Below are 20,625 nucleotides of genomic sequence, written 5' to 3' on the forward strand. Positions count from 1 at the left end.
CCCCGCTTCGTTTCGTAGTCTCACACACATCCCACGTGCGCGCTCACCCGTACTTACGCGCGCAACTTCCTGACTCCTCACGTGCGCACCCTCCCTCCGGCCACCCGCGACGGCCACCAGTTCGCCTTACCGACCAGCGCAGCGATGGCGGGCACCGTGATGGTGCGCACCACGAAGGTGTCCAGCAGGATGCCCACGCCGATCATGAAGCCGCCCTGGACCACTATGCCGATGGACGAGAACATCAGACCCGCCACCGAGGCGGCGAAGATCAGACCCGCCGCGGTGATCACGCCGCCTGTCGAACTCAGCGTGCGGATCACGCCGTACCGCGTGCTGTGCGGCGACTCATCCCGAAGTCGCGACACCATGAGCATGTTGTAGTCGGCACCCACCGCGATCAGCACCACGAAGGCCAGTGGCGGCACACTCCAATGCAATTGCTGGCCAAGGAGATTCTGGAACACCAGGACGCTGATACCGAGTGCCGCGAAGTAGGAGACCACCACGGATCCGACGAGGTACAAGGGTGCGATGAGCGAGCGCAACAGCAACATCAGGATCAGCAGCACCACGATGAGGGTCGCCGTCATGATGAACCGGATGTCCTGCTGGTAGTAATCCCGCGTATCCCGAAGTCCGGCCGGGAATCCGCCCATCGATATCGAGGCGTCGGCCAGCGTGGTGTTCGGCTGGGCACCGCGGGCGATGTCCTGGATCTGGTTGACCTGATCCATCGCCTCAGAACTGAACGGGTTGAGCTTGGTCTGGACCAGATACCGCACCGACCGGCCGTCCGGAGAGACATACGCCGCGGAGGCCTTTTTGAACTCAGGCAGGCCCAATACCTCAGGCGGAATGTTGAATCCCGCCTGCGACGGATCCGTCGCCTCGTTGCGCATCGTCAGCAGGAACGCCGAGGCCTGGTTCAGACCCGCGGAGATGACCTTGATCTGTTTGACGAGTTCATCCACGCCACCGGCCACTTCTCGACTTCCGCCGGCCAGGCGGTTGGCGCCGGACTGCAGATCCTTCAAGCCCGACTGCGGACCGCCCGGCTTGTTCAGCCCCATGGCGTTGACCGCCTTGTTGACGCTGGCCAGGGCCGCATTCAGCTTGGTGACCGTGGAGTTGATCGATTGATTGCCGTCGCCCGCGCCGTTCAGCTGATGGGCGAGATCGTTGATCTCGTTGAGGCTGCCGGAGTTGTTCTCGTCGACCAGCCGCTGAAACTGGATGCGGGTCTCGGCGCAGGACGGGTTGTTGTCGCAGACCGCGTTGTTCTGGAGCGCCGCCAGCACCGGCTCGATCCAGCCGAAGATGTTCTTGACCGCCGACAGGTTGTACCCCATGGCGTTGGAGAGCGCGTTGATGCTCTGCACGAGCTTGGCCGCGGTTGCGACGTCCTTCACCAGTTTGTCGCCGCCGTACTCGCTGCGCGCCGAGGAGAACGTGTCGACCACACTCTGGAGACTGGGCGCGATCTGGTTGATCTGAGCCCGCACGTCGGCGAGGCTGCCGGCCAGCGTATTGGCCCCGTTCGCCAGCCGGTTGAGATCGCCGGAGCGCTGATCGATCTGCTGGGAACCATCGGCCAGCCGGGTACCGACGATGCCCGCCTGGAACGTGGCCCGGAATTCCGCGGGCACCTCGCCCAGGGGACGGCTGATGCCACTGACCAGACCGACATCGGGTAACTGGGCGACGCGCGAAGCCATCTGCTCCAGATCTGCCAGGCCGCGCGGCGTCCGCAGGTCGTGCGGCGACTGGATGAGGATGTATTCGGGAATCGACTGACTGATCGGGAAATGACGTTCGACCGCGGTGTACCCGATCGAACTCGGGGCCGATGCCGCCACGACCTTGCGATCGTCGTAGTTGTACTTGGCGAAGATCGCGGCGCCGGCCAGCAAGGCCAGCACCAGAAGACTGGCGACGAGATGCGGCACCGGACGGCGCACGATGCGGATGCCCGAACGCCGCCAGAACCGGGCGGTGAGTTCGCGCCGCGGCTTCACCCACCCCCGAGGCCCGACCAGCACCAGGATGGCCGGCAGCAGAGTCAGCCCGGCCAGGTACGCGACGGCGATACCGATCGCCGCTGCGATTCCGACTGTCTTGAACACTCCCATCTTGGTGAAGCTCAACAACAGGAAAGTCAGCCCCACCGTCGCGGCGGACGCGGTGATCACCTTCCCGATCGACAGCATCGCCGCCCGGACCGCCTCGTCGAAGTCTTTCCCCGACCGCAGATAGTCGTGATAGCGGCTGATCAGGAACACCGCGTAGTCCGTGCCGGCGCCGGCCATGATCGCGCTCAGAAACACGACTGACTGGTTCGAGACCCCTGCGCCCGTCAGCTCGGAGAACCCCGCCACCAGTGCCTGCGCGATGAGTAGGGACGACCCGATCGTCACCAACGGCAGCAGCATCGTCACCGGACTTCGGTAGACCACCAACAAAACCGCCAGGACCAGTACCGCGATCGCGATCTCGATCGGGAGCCGATCTTTCTCTCCAGCGACGGTGAGGTCGGCGGCGGTGGCCGCGGGACCGGTGAGGTGCACTTGCAGCGGGCTGCCGGCGGTGCTGAGTTTGACGATCTCGGAAACCCGGTTGAACGAGTCGATCGCGCGCGGGGTGCCCAATTCACCAACCAGACCCACCGGCAACACCCAGGTGGTCTTGTCCTTGCTGGTCAGGAACTGTCGCAGTTGCGGGGTGCCGACGAAATCCTGAACGCTCTCGACATCCGTCACGTCGTCGCGCAGCGCGTCCACCAGCTTGCGATAGGTCGCCTCGTCAGAGGGGCCCAGGCCGTCCTCATTGATCAGGGCCACCAGCAGCAGGTCGTTGTTGCCCGACTCGTGAAAGGCCTCGGTCATCTTCTGCGCGGTGACGCTCGACGGTGCATCGCCGGGAAGGATCGCGAGTGGATGCTTCTGGGCCATGTCGCTCAGCGACGGACACGCGAGCGGCAGGGCGACCAGCAGTGCCGCCCAGATCCCGATCACCGCCCAGGGCCACCGCACTACGAAATCGGCTAGCCGTCGCATCTCGCCCTCACCCTCGTACCGCTTCCATGGCAATCGCCCTTTTGCTCGCCGCTACGCGACGCGCCCCCAGTGCCCGCTGTCAGCAACCCTGGAAGACACTGATTTCATCGCCTCCATGTACCGCGTAACCGACTTCTCGGCAACGGGATTGTCCGGATGCATGATCGCCATGACCGTGCCCTCTCCGTACCTGAATATGTAGATCGTCAATTGGTACGAGAACCGGTTGTCGGGGTACATCCCGATGTTGTTCGCGAGGCCCAAGTCACCTGCCGCGAGGATCGCGTTGAGCGGTGCGGCACCACCGTGAAGGAAATTCGAGACCGGAAAGTTCGGCTGCGGCCAATTCAACCACGGCGCCAGCTCGAGTACGCGATAATACGGCACCCTCGCCATATCCAGGCCCGAATCGAAAGATGCCTGTGCGGCTCCGGCCGCGTCGCTGAAAGAGGTCGCCGCGACCGGCACAACAATCGGGATCAACCCTGTAAACCAGCCCTGCGTGTTGAAATTGTCGCTGGCCGTGCGGGAATCTCTCGGCGTGAGTCCGTAATACGTCATCGCACCGGTGAACTCATGCTCGACCAGGCCCAGACAGGCGAACAAGCCGCCGACGAAACGTGCGCCTGCAGCCGCGCAGGCCGCGTCGAAGCGTTCTGTCTGCGCCGTGTCCATCAGGACCATAGAGCTCCAGGCACTGCTGGTCGACTTGTCCGGATTGCCCAGTGGCAGTGGGAATTCCGGAAATCCGTCACCGTTGTTCTCGGCAAAGTCTATCCACGCCTGCACTCCTGGCGACTCCAGGGTCAACGTATCGGTGTATTCCCGTTCACGGACGCAGAAGTCGTCGAAACTGCCGGGTTCGGGCAGCTGAAGAGCATGACCGCTTCCGCTCATCGCGGAATACATGCCATTGGCTTCCATCATCGTCGTGCCGATCAACGTGGCATCCCCGTGCACGTGATCCATGGCCGCGAAGAATGTGAAGTGATCGTCGTTCTGAATAATTCCGAAAGTGAAGCAGCCCCATTCCAAGGGATTGGGTATGCCCACCACATGGGCGTGTATTTCTTCGACGGTCATGTCGCCCTGATCGACCGGTACGAACTCGATATCGTCCGGACTTTCGATCGTTCGCCTAACGAATTTGCCATCATCGGCCTTTTCGAACCAGCTGCGGAATGTGTCGTGCCGACGCAGGTAGGTGTTGACCGCGTGGTCCATGGCCGAGATGTCACACTGGCCGGCCACCTCACAGCTCGCGATGATCTGCCGCGAGAAGTTCAGGCCCGCAGCCTTCCGCTCGCTGTAATTTCGAAGATGTTGACTCTGCATGTAGCTAACTGGCACCGAGCTCACAGGTGCCCGATCGGCCGTTTCCTGAGCGGCAGCCGTCGGATGCCAGGACGTGACCGATCCCGGACTCAACGTCCATTCCTCAAGTGCGCCAACAGTTATCTTCCCGATGCGCAAAGCGTCGCCCTCCCGTTCGGCCGGCTGTGGCCGTGATCACCCGTGGCTGCCAAACATACCCCCGGTCCGCTGGCAACCGCTGCCCCCGCCTCACCGCGGACGCTGCGCCTCACGCGTCACAGGTTCACGTGTAATAGTGCTCTAGTGCCGTCGGGGGGTGGACAATTTTTCGCGTGCGACAAATGTCCGGCGTAGTCACGTTGTGACCGCCGATGCTAGGAGGACAACGGCCATGGGAACCGCTGAACATCCGATCGACAAGAGCCCCCGCTTTGCCATTGTCGGCTACGCGGCGCGCTTTCCCGGCGCACCGGACGCCGACGCGTTCTGGGAGGTATTGCGCGAGGGCCGCGACGCGGTGTCGGAGATACCCGAGGACCGGTGGGACGTCGACGAGTTCTTCGACCCAGAACCAGGCGTACCCGGCAAGGTGGTGACCCGCCGTGCCGGGTTCGTCGACGACGTGACCGGGTTCGACGCGCCGTTCTTCGGCCTGTCGACGCGCGAGGTTCGGTTGATGGACCCGCAACATCGGCTCCTGCTCGAGACGGCATGGCGCGCAGTTGAGCATTCGGGCACTGCGCCAACGGCTTTGGCCGAAACCAACACCGGCGTGTTCGTGGGTTTGGCCACCCACGACTACCTGGGAATGGCGTCCGACGAGCTGACTTACCCCGAGATCGAGGCCTACATGGCCATCGGGACGTCGAACGCCGCCGCTGCGGGCCGGATCAGCTACCGGTTGGGCCTGCAGGGTCCCTCCGTCGCCGTCGACACTGCATGCAGCTCCTCGCTGGTGGCGATCCACCAGGCATGCCAGGCGCTGCGGCTGGGTGAGTGCGACCTCGCGTTGGCGGGCGGTGCGAATGTGCTGCTCACACCGGCCACGATGATCACGTTCTCCAGCGCCCACATGCTCGCCCCCGACGGCCGCTGCAAGACATTCGACGCCGCCGCGGACGGCTATGTGCGCGGTGAGGGCTGCGGCGTCATCGTCATCAAGCGCCTCGAGGACGCGATCCGTGACGGCGACCGAATTCGGGCTGTGATCCGCGGCAGCGCAATCAACCAGGACGGCGCATCCGGCGGGTTGACGGTGCCGAATGGCGTAGCCCAGCAACGGGTTATCACCGACGCCCTGGAACGCTCCGGCCTCAAACCCAGCGAAGTCAACTACCTGGAAGCACACGGCACCGGGACTTCGCTGGGCGACCCGATCGAGGCGCAGGCCGCAGGCGCGGTGCTGGGCGCAGGACGCGAACCCGACCGCCCGCTCTTGATCGGCTCGGCGAAGACGAACATCGGTCACCTGGAAGCGGCCGCGGGCATCGCGGGCGTCATCAAGGTCATCCTGTCGCTCGAGAACGAGATCTTGCCCAAGCACCTCCACTTCGAGAACCCGTCGCCCCACATTCCGTGGGACCGGCTTGCGGTGGAAGTGGTCAAAGAGTCCATCCCCTGGGAACGCAACGGTGAGCCCCGCATCGCCGGCGTCAGCTCATTCGGGTTCGCCGGGACCAATGCGCACGTCATCCTGGAAGAAGCTCCCGAACCGACGGCACGGCCGGCGGCAGAGCCAGGCCCGACCGGGCACCCTGAGAGCAAGCGGTTCAGCATCCTTCCGGTGTCCGCACGGACACCGGAAGCGTTGGTGCAGGTCGCCGACGAGTACCGCAACTGGCTGGGCGCACATCCGGACGCCACCTTGGCGGATGTGTGTCTGACGGCCGGAGTGGGACGCGCACACCTGGAGCACCGCGCCGCATTGGTGGTCAATTCCAGGGAGGCCGCGGTAGAGCTGCTCGGTGCACTCGCGGACGACCGCCCGGCACCCGGTTTGGTTCGCGGGGAATCCCATGACACGCCGAAGACCGCGTGGCTGTTCACCGGCCAGGGCAGCCAGTACCCCGGCATGGCCCGCGAGTTGTTCGACATCGAGCCGGTGTTCGCCGAGACTCTGACTCGCTGCGCGGCGGTGGTCGCCGATGTCCTCGAAAAGCCGCTGCTGGACGTGATTTTCGACCTCGACAGTCCCGACGCCGAAGAGACACTGCGGCAGACCTCCTACGCCCAGCCCGCGCTGTTCGCCCTTGAGATGGGCCTGGCCCGGCTGTGGCAGTCATGGGGCTTCGAACCGGACGTCGTGCTGGGTCACAGCGTCGGCCAGTACTCGGCCGCGTGCGTCGCGGGAGTGTTCAGCCTCGAAGACGGCGCGCGGCTCATGGCCGAACGCGGCCGCCTCTTCGGCAGTTTGCCCGCGGGTGGCCGCATGGTGGCGGTGTTCGCCGGAGCCGAGCGGGTGGAGAGCCTCACCGACGAGTACCCGACACTGTCGGTCGCCGCCTACAACGGGGCCAACACCGTGCTGTCCGGGCCTGCGGACGACCTGGAGCAGGCAGTGGCCAGGTTGACGGCCGACGGCGTTCGGTGTGACTGGCTGGAGACCAGCCACGCATTCCACTCGGCACTGCTGGACCCGATCCTCGACGAGTTCGAGGCGTACGCGAACCGGTTCACTTTCAAAGCACCACAACGGATTCTGATCGACAACCGCACCGGCGCAGCCCTGGGCCGGAGCGTCAAGATGGATGGCGCCTACTGGCGTCGCCACGCACGCCAACCGGTGGAGTTCGCCAAGAGCGTGCGCACCCTCGCGGACCTGAACTGCAAGGTGCTGCTCGAGGTCGGCCCACGTCCGGTGCTGACCGCGACGGCCCTGGGCGCATGGCCCGATCCGGCCACCGCGCCTCGGGTGATCACCTCGCTGCGGCGGAACACCGCCGACCACCGGCAGATCACCGAAGCCGTCGCCGATGCCTACGTGCTGGGCCACCTGCCCGACTTCGGCGCCTTCCGGCAGGCACACGCGCAGAAACTGGACCTTCCGACGTACCCGTTCGAGCACCGCCAGTACTGGTACCGCGACAATCGTGAAGAGCCCAACCAGCAGCAGCATGTGGCCGCCCGCACCCAGGCCATCCGACTGCTCGAGGACGGCCGGATCGAGGAACTCGCAGCCCTGCTCGACGGCGCAGGCGAAGACGATCAGACGTTTGCGGTGCTGACCAAGCTTGCGGCGCAACACAATCAACAACGCTCGACGCAGTCCATCGCGGACGACCGTTACGAGTTCCGATGGGAAAAGGCGGTCACCCCCCTCTCCGGCGCGGAAGCCGGGGACAGTTCCTGGATCCTCATCGGCGACGAGTCCGAAGCCCTCAAGCCTCTGGTGGACACCCTTACCGCGCGTGGGCAGCAGTATCGATTCCTCCAGTTGCCCGCCTCCGACGCCGACGAGGTGCAACTCGCAGCGACGTTGCGCGCCGCGGCAGCCGGTGATTCGACGCTGCGCATCGTGCACGTCGCCGCACTCGACTCCGGCGCCACCCCCTCGATGCGATCACTGCTGCGGATGCAACACCAGGTCCTGGCCGGAACGCGGCGGCTCTTCCGCGCCGCGGTCGCCGCTGACCTGAGGGCGCCCGTCTGGCTCGTCACCCGCGGGGCACAACACGTCACCGAGGCCGACACCGTGACGCCGGAGCAGAGTGCCCTGTGGGGATTCGGCCGCGCCGCGGCCCTCGAGCTTCCTCAGCTGTGGGGCGGTCTGGCCGATCTCTCCGAGGGAACGACCGGCGAATGGTCCGCACTGCTCAATCGGATCCCGACGGCATCCGAATCGGCCGTCAAGGAAGACCAGGTCGCACTGCGGGGCCACGAGGTCTACGTTCCCCGGCTGGTTCGGCCGGTGGACCTACCGAGCGGCAAACCGCTGGAACTACGCGCTGACGCAACGTATCTGGTCACCGGAGGGCTCGGCTCCATCGGGCTCGAGATCGCCGGGTACCTGGCCGCGCACGGCGCCAAGCAACTGGTACTGACCAGCCGGCGCCAGCCCGGCGACACCGCCCAGAAGCGCATCGACGCACTGCGCGACCAGCACGGCTGTGAAATCCGGGTCGCCACGGCCGATGTCGCCGACGCACACGACGTCGCCCGCCTTCTGGCCGGTGTGCGGGCCGACCTGCCACCTTTGGCAGGCATCGTGCACGCCGCGGGCGAGATCGGCACGACTCCGCTGAGTGAGCTCGACGACGCTGAAGTGGATCGGGTCTTTGCCGGGAAGGTCTGGGGCGCCTGGCATCTGAGCGAGGCGGCGGCCGACGAGAAGCTCGACTTCTTCATCAGCACCTCCTCGATCGCCTCGGTGTGGGGCGGATTCGGCCAGACCGCATACAGCGCGGCGAACGCCTTCCTGGACGGCCTTTCCTGGCGGCTGCGTAAGCAGGGCATCGCCGGCACCAGCGTCAACTTCGGTCCGTGGTCGGCGGGTATGGCCGATGCGGAATCCCGTGCACGGCTGGAGCAGCGCGGGATCAAGACGCTGTCGCCCTCCGACGCTCTGGCCGGTCTGGCCGATGTCGTGGCGGCAGCTTCGGCAGATGGCCCCGCCCAAGGAGTGATAGCCCGGATCGACTGGTCGCGCTTCCTGCCGCTCTATCAGCAGGCAGGCCGACGGGCATTCCTGTCCGAGCTGGAACGCGAATTGCCCGCTGCGCTGTCGGGAGCAGCGACTCCGGTCACCGCGTCCGGGAAGACCAAGCTGGTCGAGCAGCTCACGAATGCACCGGTGCAGCAGCGCAAGAAGCTTTTGACCGATTACCTGCGCGACGCCGTGGCAGAGGTGACCCGCGTCGACGCAGCGGAAATCCGTGAGGACGCAGGGTTCTTCGACCTCGGCATGGATTCGCTGATGGCCGTCGAACTGCGCCGCCGCATGGAACAGGGAGTTGGAGCGGAGATCCCGATCACCCTGGTGATGGATTATCCCCGAATCTCCGATGTGGCCGACTACCTGCTCGGTGACGTGCTGGGACTCAGCGAGCAGGCCAAGCCCGCACCGCAACTGGCAGCGGCGGCGACGCGCACCGACGAACCGATCGCGATCGTCGCGGTGTCGTGCCGCTTCCCCGGTGCGCCCGACCCGGAGGCTTTCTGGGACGTACTCTCCGGCGGTGTCGACACGATCCGGGAAGTTCCGGAAGATCGGTTCGACATCGACGAGTTCTTCGACGCGGATCCGGACGCTCCGGGCAAGACCTACACGCGCTTCGGCGGATTCCTCGACGGCATAGACGGATTCGACCCCGAGTTCTTCGGCATCTCCCCGCGTGAGGCCGTCTGGATCGAGCCGCAGCAGCGGCTGATGCTCGAAACGGTCTGGGAGGGCTTGGAAAGAGCGGGATACGCGCCGGCGACCTTGCGCGGCAGCCAGACCGGCATCTTCGTGGGTGTGGCGGCCAACGAGTACGCGCATCTGCTGTCGTCGGAGTCCATCGACAAGATCGAGCCGCACTTCATCACCGGCAACGCCCTCAATGCCATTTCCGGTCGCGTGGCCTTCGCGCTGGGACTCGAGGGACCCGCGGTGGCGATCGACACCGCCTGCAGCTCGGCGTTGGTGGCGGTCCATCAGGCCTGCCAGGCACTGCACTCGGGTGATTGCGACATGGCGTTGGCCGGCGGCGTGAACGTCCTGCTCTCGCCGGTGACCGTCGTCGCCGCATCCCGCGCCAGGATGCTGTCCCCCGTAGGGCGGTGCAAGACGTTCGACGCCTCCGCGGACGGGTATGTGCGCAGCGAAGGCTGTGGAATTCTCGTCCTCAAGCGGTTGAGCGACGCACAACGCGACGGTGATCGGATCTGCGCGGTCATCCCGAGCAGCGGGGTGAACCAGGACGGCGCTTCGAGCGGTTTGACCGTGCCCAATGGTGGTGCGCAGCAACGGCTTATCGGCTCCGTACTGGCCCGCGCAGGGCTGTCCGGCGGCGACGTCGACTACCTCGAGGCGCACGGAACGGGAACTCCGCTGGGTGACCCTATCGAGGTGCAGGCGGCCGCAGCGGCCTACGGCGGCTCACGCGACACGGACCGGCCGTTGCTGATGGGGTCGGTGAAGACCAACATCGGCCACACCGAATCGGCATCGGGGGCAGCAGGTCTGATCAAGGTCGTGTTGTCGTTGCAACACGAGACGTTGCCGCAGAGCCTGCACTTCGACAATCCGTCGCCGCACATCCCGTGGGACTCGCTGCCGGTGCGCGTCGTCGACAAGGCGATTCCGTGGCAGCCCAACGGCAGGCCGCGACGCGCCGGCGTGAGCTCCTTCGGCTTCACTGGCACCAACGCCCATGTGCTGGTCGAGGAGGCGCCCCTGCAACCGGCACCGGCACCGGCCGACGACCTCGCCGATGGAGATCTCGCCGAGGGCGCCGCGCCGGAATCGACGCCGGAAATCCAGCCCGAACAGGTGAATGTGCTGACGCTGTCCGCACGGTCGCCGGAGGCACTCGTCGCGTTGGCGCAGCGTTACGCGACCTGGTTGACCGCGCATCCGGATGCCGACCTCGCGAACTTGTGCCTCACCGCGGGCACCGGCCGTTCGCATTTCGAGCACCGTGCCGCACTGGTGGTGGACTCGGTCGACGATGCGCGCATCTACCTGGAAGATCTGGCCGAGAATCGCACGCGGCCCGGTGTCGTACGCGGCGAGCACTTGAACCAAGTGACCACGGCATGGTTGTTCACGGGACAAGGCAGTCAGTACCCGGGAATGGCCCGTGAACTGTTCGACTCCGAACCGGTTTTCGCGGAAACCGTGAAACGCTGCGCAGACGCGGTCAAGGACATCCTGCCGAGCCCGCTGCTCGAGGTCATTTTCGCCACCGATCGCGAGACCGGCGGCAAGGCCGGAGAGACGTTGCGGCACACCTCCTTTGCCCAGCCGGCGATCTTCGCCGTCGAAATGGGCCTGGCTCGGCTGTGGCAGTCGTGGGGCATCGAACCCGACGTGGTGCTCGGGCACAGCGTGGGCCAGTACGCAGCAGCATGCGTGGCCGGAGTGTTCAGCCTCGAGGACGGTGCGCGGCTCATGGCCGAGCGCGGCCGGCTGTTCGGCAGCCTGCCCGAAGGCGGACGAATGGTGGCTGTCTTCGCCGACCCCAAGCACGTCGAGCAGATCGCCGGCGAGTTTCCCCGGGTGTCGGTCGGCGCCTACAACGGGCCCAACACAGTGCTGTCGGGTCCGGGTGACGATCTCGAGCAGATCGTCGACAAGTTGGGTGACGAGGGAATCCGCTGCACCTGGCTGCAGACAAGCCACGCCTTCCACTCTGAGCTGCTGGACCCGGTGCTCGATGAGTTCGAGTCGTACGCAGCGCAGTTGCAGTTCGCCACCCCGACATTGCCTCTGGTCTGCAACCGCACCGGTAACGTGCTCACGGCCCAGACCCCGCTCGATGCGAAGTACTGGCGCCGACACTCACGCCAACCGGTGCAGTTCGCCGAGAGTGTTCGCACCGTGGCGGCACTGGGTTGCTCGGTGTTGATGGAGATCGGTCCGCAGCCGGTGCTGACCGGGGCTGCGGTCCAGGTCTGGCCGGAGCACCTGCCGGCGCCGCGCGCAATCGTCTCGATGCGTAAGGGCGTGGCCGACCGGCGCCAGATCGCCGACGCGCTGGCCTCGGCCTACGTCGGCGGTCACCGACCCGATTTCACCGCGCTGCATCGTCAGCCCGGTCGCCGGCTCGAATTGCCGACCTATCCGTTCCAGCGTCGGCGCTTCTGGCCCAAGGGAAGCGGCATCGTCGGCTCCGGCATGGACGGTGCCATGGAATCCGGAATTTTGGGCAGTGAAAAAGACCTGGCCTCTGGCGATTCCGTGTACACCAGCAGGTTGTCCGTCAAATCCCAGCCGTGGCTTGCCGACCACGTCATCTACGGCACCGTCGTCGTCCCCGGGGCGACGTACGCGGCCATGGCACTGGCCGCGGTCGGTACCCCGGCACGGGCAAAGGACGTGTTCTTCTACGAGCCGATCATCCTGCCCGAGAAGAGCTCTCGCGAGGTGCAGCTGACGTTGCACCCGCTGGACGACGGCGGTGGGTGGAAGTTCCAGGTGCACAGCCGTCCCTACGGGGACCGGATCGCCGACTGGTCGCTGAACGCCGAAGGCACGGTTGTGAGCGGTCTGGAGGACGCGGCCGAGGCGCCGGCGTCGGAGGACGACCCGGTCGACGAGGCGATCGAGCGCATGAACCGGATGCGCCCGCAGGAACTGTTCGAGACCTTCGCCGACCTGGAACTGTCGTGGGGCCCGAACTGGTCCGGTTCGCTCAAGTCGCTGTGGCTCGGTGAGGGTGAGGCGATCGGCGACATCCTCGTCGGCGCGGAACTCGCCGAACAACTCGGAACAGAGCCGATGCACCCGGTGCTGATGGACCTGTGCACCGGCGTCGCCTTCCCGGCATTCCCGGCACTGTTGGCGGCCGAACAGGGCGTGAACGACCTGTTCCTGCCGCTGCGCTACGGGCAGGTGACGTTGAAGGAGAAGATGCCCCGGCGGTTCTACTGCCGCGCGAAGTGGCACGAGAGCGCCCTGGACAGCGAAACCCAGGTCTTCGATCTCGATTACCTCGATCGAGATGGCCGCTACCTGGGCGGAATTCGGGAGTTCACGGTCAAGCGGGCACCTCGCGAGGCGCTGCTACGCGGCCTCGGCGGTGACGCCACCCGGCTGCTGTACACCCTCGGCTGGGCCGAGGTCCCGGTCCCGGCTTCTGCCGACGAGGCAGTCGACGCAGCGGCAACCGGCACCTGGCTGGTCGCCGGATTCGACGACCTTGCGGGCAAGGTGCCGGGCTGCATCCCGTTCGATCGGAACACCGGTCAGCAACTGGGTGAGGTCCTGACCGAGGCCAAGGAGCGCGGCCTGCCGTTCTCCGGTGTCGTCTGGCGTGCCGCCGCACCGAGTCCGGGAGAGTCGAGCGCTGACGGCCAGGCTCGACTCGAGACCGAGATCGCCAACCTGCTCGGCGCGGTGCACACCGTGCAGGGCGGGGAGATCAAACTGCCCGGCGGACTCTGGATCGTCACCGAGCGGGCGGTCGCCACCGAATCCGGTGAGCCTGTCGATCCCGTACAGGCCGCGCTGTGGGGATTCGGACGCACCACGATCAACGAGGAACCGGCGCTGCGCGCCAAGCTGGTCGATACCGACGGATCACCCGAGGCCGTGCAGGCGCTGGCGAAACTGTTGGCCACACCGGTCGAGGAGCCGGAAATCGCTGTGCGGCAGGGTAAGCTGCTGGCCTCCCGGTTGCTGCCGTGGTCGCGCAGCGGGCATCTCACGGTGCCGCGCGGGAGCGACTACGCCCTGTTGCCCACCGAACGCGGGGCGATCGACAACCTGCGGATCACCGAAAAGGAAGTACCGGCGCCGGACGAGGGCTACGTGCAGGTGCGGGTCGAGGCCGCAGGTCTCAACTTCCGTGACGTGCTCAACGTGCTGGGCCTGTACCCGGGTGACCCCGGACCGATCGGTGGTGACTTCGCCGGTGTTGTCACGCAATTGGGTGAGGGCGTCACCGAAGTCGAGGTGGGCCAGCGGGTCTACGGCTCCATGCAGGGTGCCTTCGCCAGCCGGTTCAACGCGCCGGCGCAGTTCCTGGCACCGATCCCCGACGGGGTCAGCGCGGTCGAGGCCGCCACGATTCCCGCCGCGGCGCTGACGGTCCGGCTCGCATTCGACTGGGCGCAACTGAAGCCGGGCGACAAGGTGCTCATCCACGCCGCCAGTGGTGGTGTGGGACTGGCGGCCATCCAGATGGCGCAGCAGTGCGGTGCCGAGGTCTATGCGACGGCGAGCACCTTCAAGCGGGCAACGGTTCGCAAGCTCGGCGTCAAGTACGTGTATGACTCGCGTACAACTGATTTCGCCGACCAGATCCTGGCGGACACCGGCGGCGCCGGCGTGGACGTGGTGCTCAACAGCCTGACGAGTGAAGGTTTCGTCGAGGCGACCGTGCGCGCCACCGCCAAGAACGGCCGGTTCGCCGAGATCGCCAAGCGCGATATCTGGACCCCGGAGCAGATGGCCGAGGCCCGACCCGACATCGCGTACGAGATCGTCGCGTTGGACACGGTGATGTTCCAAGAGCCCGAACGCATTCGCACCTTGCTGACCGAGGTGTCGGACGGATTGGCCAAGGGACAATGGACGCCACTGCCCGCCGAGATCTACCCGCTGACGGAGGCCAGGACGGCGTTCCGGCGCATGCAGCAGGCCCGGCACATCGGCAAGATCGTGTGCCAGATGCCGAACCCGCTTGCACCGCGCCCGGATCGGACGTACCTGATCACCGGTGGCCTGGGTGCGATCGGTCTGCACACGGCTGCGTATCTGGCCCAGCTGGGCGCCGGTGACATCGTGTTGACCAGCCGCCGGGCACCCGATGCGGACGCTCAGCGGTTGATCGAGGAGATCACCGAGCGTTACAAGACCCGCATCCACGTCTTCGCCGCCGATGTCGGCGAGGAGTCCGAAGTGGTGAAGCTCCTCGAGCGGATCCGCGCCGAATTGCCCCCGCTCGCCGGTGTGGCACATCTGGCGGGTGTGCTCGATGACGCGCTGCTGGGCCAGCAGAGTGTGGAGCGATTCCGGACCACCCTGGCGCCCAAGGCCTTCGGCGCCGAGTACCTGGACAGGTTGACGAAAGACGACGAGCTGGACTTCTTCATCGTGTCCTCCTCGGTGTCCAGCTTGTTCGGTTCACCCGGTCAGTCCAACTACGCGACCGCCAACGCGTTGCTCGACGGTCTGATCGCGCAGCGTAGGTCTCAGGGCCTGCCGGCCACGGGGATCAACTTCGGTCCCTGGGGCCAGGGCGGCATGGCCTCCTCGGAGGCGGCGACCGCGAATATCAGTGCACAGGGCCTGATTCCGCTGGAGCCGTCGGCGGCGCTGAGTGCCCTGTCCGAGGCCATCGCCAACGGAACCGGCCAGGCCACCGTCATCAAGGCGAACTGGCAGCGGGCCGCCAAGGTGCTGGGCAGTCAGCGGCCGCCGATCCTCGACCTGGTGTTGCCGAGTGCCGTCGGCGAGGTCGTCGGTGACAGCGAGGTTCTCAAGCAGCTGCTCGAGATCCCGGTGCCACAGCGTGCCGGGTTCGTGACCGAGTTCCTGCAGAAGGAAGTGCAGAACTTCCTGCGGCTCGCCTCACCGCCTGCCGCGACCAGTCGGTTCCTGGATCTCGGCACGGACTCGCTGATGGCGATCGAACTCCGCAACCGGCTGCACACTCAGTTCGGCGGCAAGTTCACGCTCAACGCCACCGCGGTGTTCGACTACCCGACCATCGGCGGGCTCGCCGAATACCTCGTCGGTCAGCTGCCCGACGCGGAATCGGCGGAGTCACCGACGGATTCCCCGGACGCACCAGCGGAGTCGACGGAATCGCCGGAGGCGTCACAGCAGGAGGCTCAGGAGGAGTCCGCCGCAGAGGCGCCCTCCGACCCCGAGCCGCAGGCTGACGCGGCCGAGACCACCTAGCGCGACAAGACGCAAAACTGCCCCTTTTCACACGAAAAGGGGCAGTCTTGCGTCTGCTCGGCGATCGGGAGGATCAGATCCAGCGGGTGGCCTCGACCTCAGGAGGAAGCGGTGGGTGCAACGGCACGTCGAGTCCGTCGTAGATACCGGGCTTCTGGGTGGCCAGCCAGTCGATCGCGCCGAGCAGGCGGTTGGCCGCGGTGGTGTTGCCGCCATCGGCCCGGGTGCCACCCGGCACGTCGGCGCGCACCACGATGCTCAGCTGTGGATCGCCGTCGACGATCACCCGGTGGTCGCCGACGCCTTCGTCCGGCTGCGGCCAGTCCGGCGCGCAGGCGGGGTCGATGCGGGTGATGTGTTCGATGACGACCCGCTCGACACCGTTGGCCCATCCGATGACCTGCAACCGGAACGCGCCCTGCGTGCCGGCCTCGAACCGGCCCATGACGTTGTCGACGGCCTCGGTCAGCGGCAGCCGTTCGACCGTCTCGGTGATGTCGTCGATCTCCAGTCCGAGGCCGCGGCCGATCAGCCGGACGTTGCCGCCCCACACCATGGTGGGGATGGACGGCAGCAGCATCATCGGGGTCTCGTCCATCGACCCGCCGAAACCGCACAGCACCCGCACCGAATGCGGTTGGTTGTAAGTGGAGTAGTCGAAGATCTCCTGACACCGGATGGTTCGGACCCGGGTACACAGTCCGGCCGCGATCACGGCGAGGGCGTCATTGCCCCAGCCCGGGTCCACACCGCTGACCAGAAGTGCGGAGTTTCCGGCCACCGCGGCCTCGGTGAGCCGGTCGACCCACTCCGCCGGAGCCGAGGCCGGGTCGTAGAGCGAGTAGAGCGACGGTGTCACCACCTGTTTGCCCGCCCGCAGGCACCGTTCGATCTCGACGATGGCCTCCTCAGGCCGGATATCGCCGGAGGACATATAGGCGACGGCATCGCACTGGGCGAGCGCCGCGTCCACGTCGGTGGTGGCGCTGACACCGGTGAGGCCGTCGAGCTTGGCGAATGTCGCGGCGTCACGACCAGCCTTGTCCGGGGATGACGTGATGACAGCAGCCAGTTCCAGGCCCGGGAATGCAGTGGCCGACCTGATGGCCGTCGCACCCATGTTCCCCGTACCCCACACCGCGATTCGACGCATCCGCCCACCCTAAGTGGTGATATTCGTGAGGATCGTCACAATCCGATAACACTGCTGGTCAGCCGCGTTTTGCACGGGAGGTACAGAGGTCGATCAACCACTGGGTTGGTTAGCTTCCAGAAATTGCTCAGAGTCTCTTTGCGTTGAAGTTACCGAACGGTATAGTTAGCCGCAGTTACTGGTGGGTAACTTATCCAAAGTACCCAACCTCAGGTGGCATTCCACAAGGAGGAAAAGTGAGCCACTACAAGAGCAATGTCCGTGACCAGGTCTTTAACCTGTTCGATGTCTTCGGGATCGACAAGGTGCTCGGCACCGGTGCGTTCGCGGACCTCGACCAGGATTCGGCCCGTGAGATGCTCGCGGAGATCGCCCGGCTGGCTGAAGGCCCCATCGCCGAGTCGTTCGCCGACGGTGACCGCAATCCCCCGGTGTTCGACCCCACGACCCACAGCGTCAAGCTGCCCGAGGCCTTCAAGAAGTCGATGCGCGCACTCCTCGACGGTGGCTGGGACAAGGTCGGCCTCTCCGAGGAACTCGGCGGCATGCCGGTGCCTCGCGCCCTGCAGTGGGCCCTGATCGAGCACATCCTCGGCGCCAACCCCGCGGCCTACATGTACGCGATGGGCGCGGGCATGTGCGAGATCTTCTACAACAACGCCACTGACGAGCAGAAGAAGTGGGCCGTGCTGGGCGCGGAGCGCGGTTGGGGCGCCACCATGGTGCTCACCGAGCCCGACGCCGGTTCGGACGTCGGCGCCGGCCGCACCAAGGCCGTCAAGCAGGAGGACGGCTCCTGGCACATCGACGGCGTGAAGCGGTTCATCACCTCCGCCGACTCCGACGATCTGTTCGAGAACATCATGCACCTGGTGCTGGCCCGCCCCGAGGGCGCAGGCCCGGGCACCAAGGGTCTGTCGCTGTTCTTCGTGCCGAAGTTCCTCTTCGACTTCGAGACCGGTGAGCTGGGCGAGCGCAACGGCGCCTTCGTCACCAACGTCGAGCACAAGATGGGCCTCAAGGTCTCCACCACCTGTGAGCTGACCTTCGGCCAGCACGGTGTCCCCGCCAAGGGCTGGCTGGTCGGCGAGGTACACAACGGCATCGCGCAGATGTTCGACGTCATCGAGCAGGCCCGAATGATGGTGGGCACCAAGGCCATCGCGACCCTGTCGACCGGTTACCTCAACGCTCTCGAGTACGCCAAGGAGCGCGTGCAGGGTGCCGACCTGACCCAGATGATGGACAAGACCGCCCCGCGCGTCACCATCACCCATCACCCCGACGTGCGTCGCAGCCTGATGACGCAGAAGGCCTACGCCGAGGGACTGCGCGCGCTGTACATCTACACCGCGACGTTCCAAGATGTCGAGGTCGCCAAGGCCGTGCACGGCATCGAGGGCGAGCTGGCGCACAAGGTCAACGACCTGCTGCTCCCGATCGTCAAGGGTGTCGGCTCCGAGCGCGCATACGAGAAGCTGACCGAGAGTCTGCAGACCTTCGGTGGCTCCGGCTTCCTGCAGGACTACCCGGTCGAGCAGTACATCCGCGACGCCAAGATCGACTCGCTGTACGAGGGCACCACCGCCATCCAGGCGCAGGACTTCTTCTTCCGCAAGATCGTCCGCGACAAGGGTCAGGCGCTGGCATTCGTGGCCGGTGAGATCGAGCAGTTCATCAAGAACGAGACCGGCAACGGCCGCCTCAAGACCGAGCGCGAGCTGCTGGCCACCGCCCTGGCCGACGTCCAGGGCATGGCCGCCACCCTCACCGGCTACCTGATGGCCGCGCAGGAGGATGCCGCCAGCATCTACAAGGTGGGCCTCGGTTCGGTCCGCTTCCTGATGGCGGTCGGCGACCTGCTGCTCGGCTGGCTGCTGGCCCGCCAGGCCGCGGTTGCGATCGAGAAGCTCGACGCAGGGGCCACCGGCGAGGACCGCACCTACCTCGAGGGCAAGATCGGCGCCGCATCGTTCTTCGCCAAGAACATGCTGCCGCTGCTCACCAGCACCCGTCAGGTCATCGAGACCATCGACAACGAGGTGATGGAGCTCGACGAGGCTGCGTTCTAAGAAGCTGCCAACGATGAGGCCCCGGGTTCGCCCGGGGCCTCATTGCATTTGGGAGACAGGCAAACTGGTTCCATGACCGAAGCCCGTGGCATCCTGCTGGTCGTGTCGCTGATGGCGACCACAGCACTGACCCTCGCTCTGGGGATCACCGATCCGGCCGCACCGATGTCCTACCCGACCAAGTTTCTCGTGTGGAACCTGGTGCTGGCATGGATCCCGATGGTCGTCGCGATCGCGTTCGATCTGGTCGAGCGCCGGTTGTGGCTGCTGCCACTGGGTCTGGCGTGGTTGGCGTTCCTGCCCAATGCGCCCTATCTCGTGACTGATCTCGTCCACCTCGGCGAGGGCTACGAACTGTGGCGCCACGTGCTGCAGTACGGGTTCGCCGCGTGGACCGGGATCCTGCTCGGCGTCGTGTCTCTCCTGCTCGTGCATCAGCGCATCGACGACGAGTTCGGCGTGTTCTGGGGCTGGTTGGCCGCCGTCCTGTCCGTTACGGCGTGCGCGGTCGGCGTGGTCATCGGACGGTTCCAGCGCTGGAACTCCTGGGATCTGGTAACCCAGCCGGACGCGGTGGTCGCGGCGACGTTCGACTGGATGCGCTCACCGCTGTCCTACGTGCAGTCGACGGGCGTGGCGATAGCGGTCGCGGCTTTCTTCGGGTTGGCCTATCTGACGATCTGGGCACTCAACGGATTGAATGTGCGCAGATAGTGTTCTGATTGTTATCGAGGTTTATCCCATTTGCCACATGGGTAACTCCTGTATCAGCGGAGCAAACCCGCGACCGCACTGAAACAGAAAGAGGCGAATGGATCGTCACCATGAACACCGTCCTATATTTCAGCGTCTATGGCGCCGTCTATGAAACCCGGGCCTACACCACTGCTGATATCAACCAACTTGTCCACGACCACGGGCTGCACTGCCTGACCTCCGCCGATCGGCAGTTCGACTTCTGGTTCAGCCCGTCGGCACACTCGTGCCAGCGTCACGTGAATCGGAAGGCAACCGAACTCCTGCTGGCCACAACAGCTTTCACCCCCAAGACAGTTCCTCTGCTGCGTGGATGTGTCGTCGTCGCCACACACGACGCCGACGGTGAACTCGACGGGCTGAGCTGGCAGCAACTGGATCGCCTGGCCCGCCGTGACCGCTCACTGACCAAGCAGCAAAGACGTGCGCTCGGCCGGCACATCAACCGCGCCGACAGCCGCCGAAACGACCCGCTCACCCCTGCCGCACGCTGCGACGGGTCGCACCACGTCGCGGTCAGCCGCGTCCGCGCGACCAGCCGGCGGGCCTGGTCCGAATGACCGGGCAGAACGCTGCTGGCGGTCCGACGCTCAGAAGCGGGTCAGGCTGGGCATCAACACATCGTCGACGAGCGTGCGAACCCTGGCCTCGGTCGGCGGACGTCCGCGGATGAGGGACCGGAGCACCAGATACCCCGGCAGCACGCGGACTGCGTTGAGGTGTCCT

Annotated in this window: 7 protein-coding genes and 1 pseudogene; 4 read left to right on the top strand and 4 right to left on the bottom strand. The window is 65.8% G+C overall.

What is annotated here, in order from left to right:
- Window positions 1-77: 77 nt before the first annotated feature.
- A complete protein-coding gene (locus EH231_RS30050; RefSeq protein WP_124713904.1) occupies window positions 78-3,056 on the bottom strand; it encodes an MMPL/RND family transporter in 2,979 nt (992 codons plus the stop codon).
- A 51-nt stretch (window positions 3,057-3,107) separates the two neighbouring features.
- Complete coding sequence (locus tag EH231_RS30055; RefSeq protein WP_124713905.1) at window positions 3,108-4,529, bottom strand: condensation domain-containing protein; 1,422 nt, start codon at window positions 4,527-4,529, stop codon at window positions 3,108-3,110.
- Between the two features lie 232 nt (window positions 4,530-4,761).
- Between EH231_RS30055 and EH231_RS30060 the strand changes: the two genes are divergently transcribed.
- Window positions 4,762-15,918, top strand: coding sequence for a type I polyketide synthase (locus tag EH231_RS30060; protein ID WP_124713906.1), 11,157 nt, complete (start codon window positions 4,762-4,764; stop codon window positions 15,916-15,918).
- A 73-nt stretch (window positions 15,919-15,991) separates the two neighbouring features.
- On the opposite strand, the gene EH231_RS30065 is transcribed toward EH231_RS30060, so the two are convergent.
- Window positions 15,992-17,071, bottom strand: a complete 1,080-nt coding sequence (locus tag EH231_RS30065) for an NAD(P)H-dependent amine dehydrogenase family protein (protein ID WP_090433688.1) — start codon at window positions 17,069-17,071, stop codon at window positions 15,992-15,994.
- A gap of 236 nt (window positions 17,072-17,307) precedes the next feature.
- Here EH231_RS30065 and EH231_RS30070 point away from each other — a divergent pair, with 236 nt between their 5' ends.
- The 3 genes from EH231_RS30070 to EH231_RS30080 all read left to right on the top strand — a co-directional run bounded on the left by EH231_RS30070 (window position 17,308) and on the right by EH231_RS30080 (window position 20,459).
- Window positions 17,308-19,143, top strand: a complete 1,836-nt coding sequence (locus EH231_RS30070) for an acyl-CoA dehydrogenase (RefSeq protein WP_124713907.1) — start codon at window positions 17,308-17,310, stop codon at window positions 19,141-19,143.
- 72 nt (window positions 19,144-19,215) lie between these two features.
- Window positions 19,216-19,857: a DUF1361 domain-containing protein gene (locus tag EH231_RS30075; RefSeq protein WP_090433684.1), complete on the top strand. Its 642-nt coding sequence runs from the start codon at window positions 19,216-19,218 to the stop codon at window positions 19,855-19,857.
- 110 nt (window positions 19,858-19,967) lie between these two features.
- Entirely contained in the window at window positions 19,968-20,459 is a 492-nt protein-coding gene (locus tag EH231_RS30080) for a hypothetical protein (RefSeq protein WP_124713908.1), read from the top strand.
- 30 nt (window positions 20,460-20,489) lie between these two features.
- On the opposite strand, the pseudogene EH231_RS30085 reads toward EH231_RS30080, so the two are convergent.
- Window positions 20,490-20,603: pseudogene (locus tag EH231_RS30085) on the bottom strand (TetR family transcriptional regulator); the annotation flags it as partial.
- Window positions 20,604-20,625 lie beyond the last annotated feature (22 nt).

The organism is Mycolicibacterium nivoides (assembly GCF_003855255.1).
In the GTDB taxonomy this organism is placed as follows: Bacteria; Actinomycetota; Actinomycetes; order Mycobacteriales; family Mycobacteriaceae; genus Mycobacterium; species Mycobacterium nivoides.

Coding starts and splice junctions, on each gene's coding strand:
- EH231_RS30080 (WP_124713908.1), top strand. CDS start 19,968: ATGAACACCGTCCTATATTTCAGCGTCTATGGCGCCGTCTATGAAACC.
- EH231_RS30060 (WP_124713906.1), top strand. CDS start 4,762: ATGGGAACCGCTGAACATCCGATCGACAAGAGCCCCCGCTTTGCCATT.
- EH231_RS30075 (WP_090433684.1), top strand. CDS start 19,216: ATGACCGAAGCCCGTGGCATCCTGCTGGTCGTGTCGCTGATGGCGACC.
- EH231_RS30065 (WP_090433688.1), bottom strand. CDS start 17,071: ATGCGTCGAATCGCGGTGTGGGGTACGGGGAACATGGGTGCGACGGCC.
- EH231_RS30050 (WP_124713904.1), bottom strand. CDS start 3,056: ATGCGACGGCTAGCCGATTTCGTAGTGCGGTGGCCCTGGGCGGTGATC.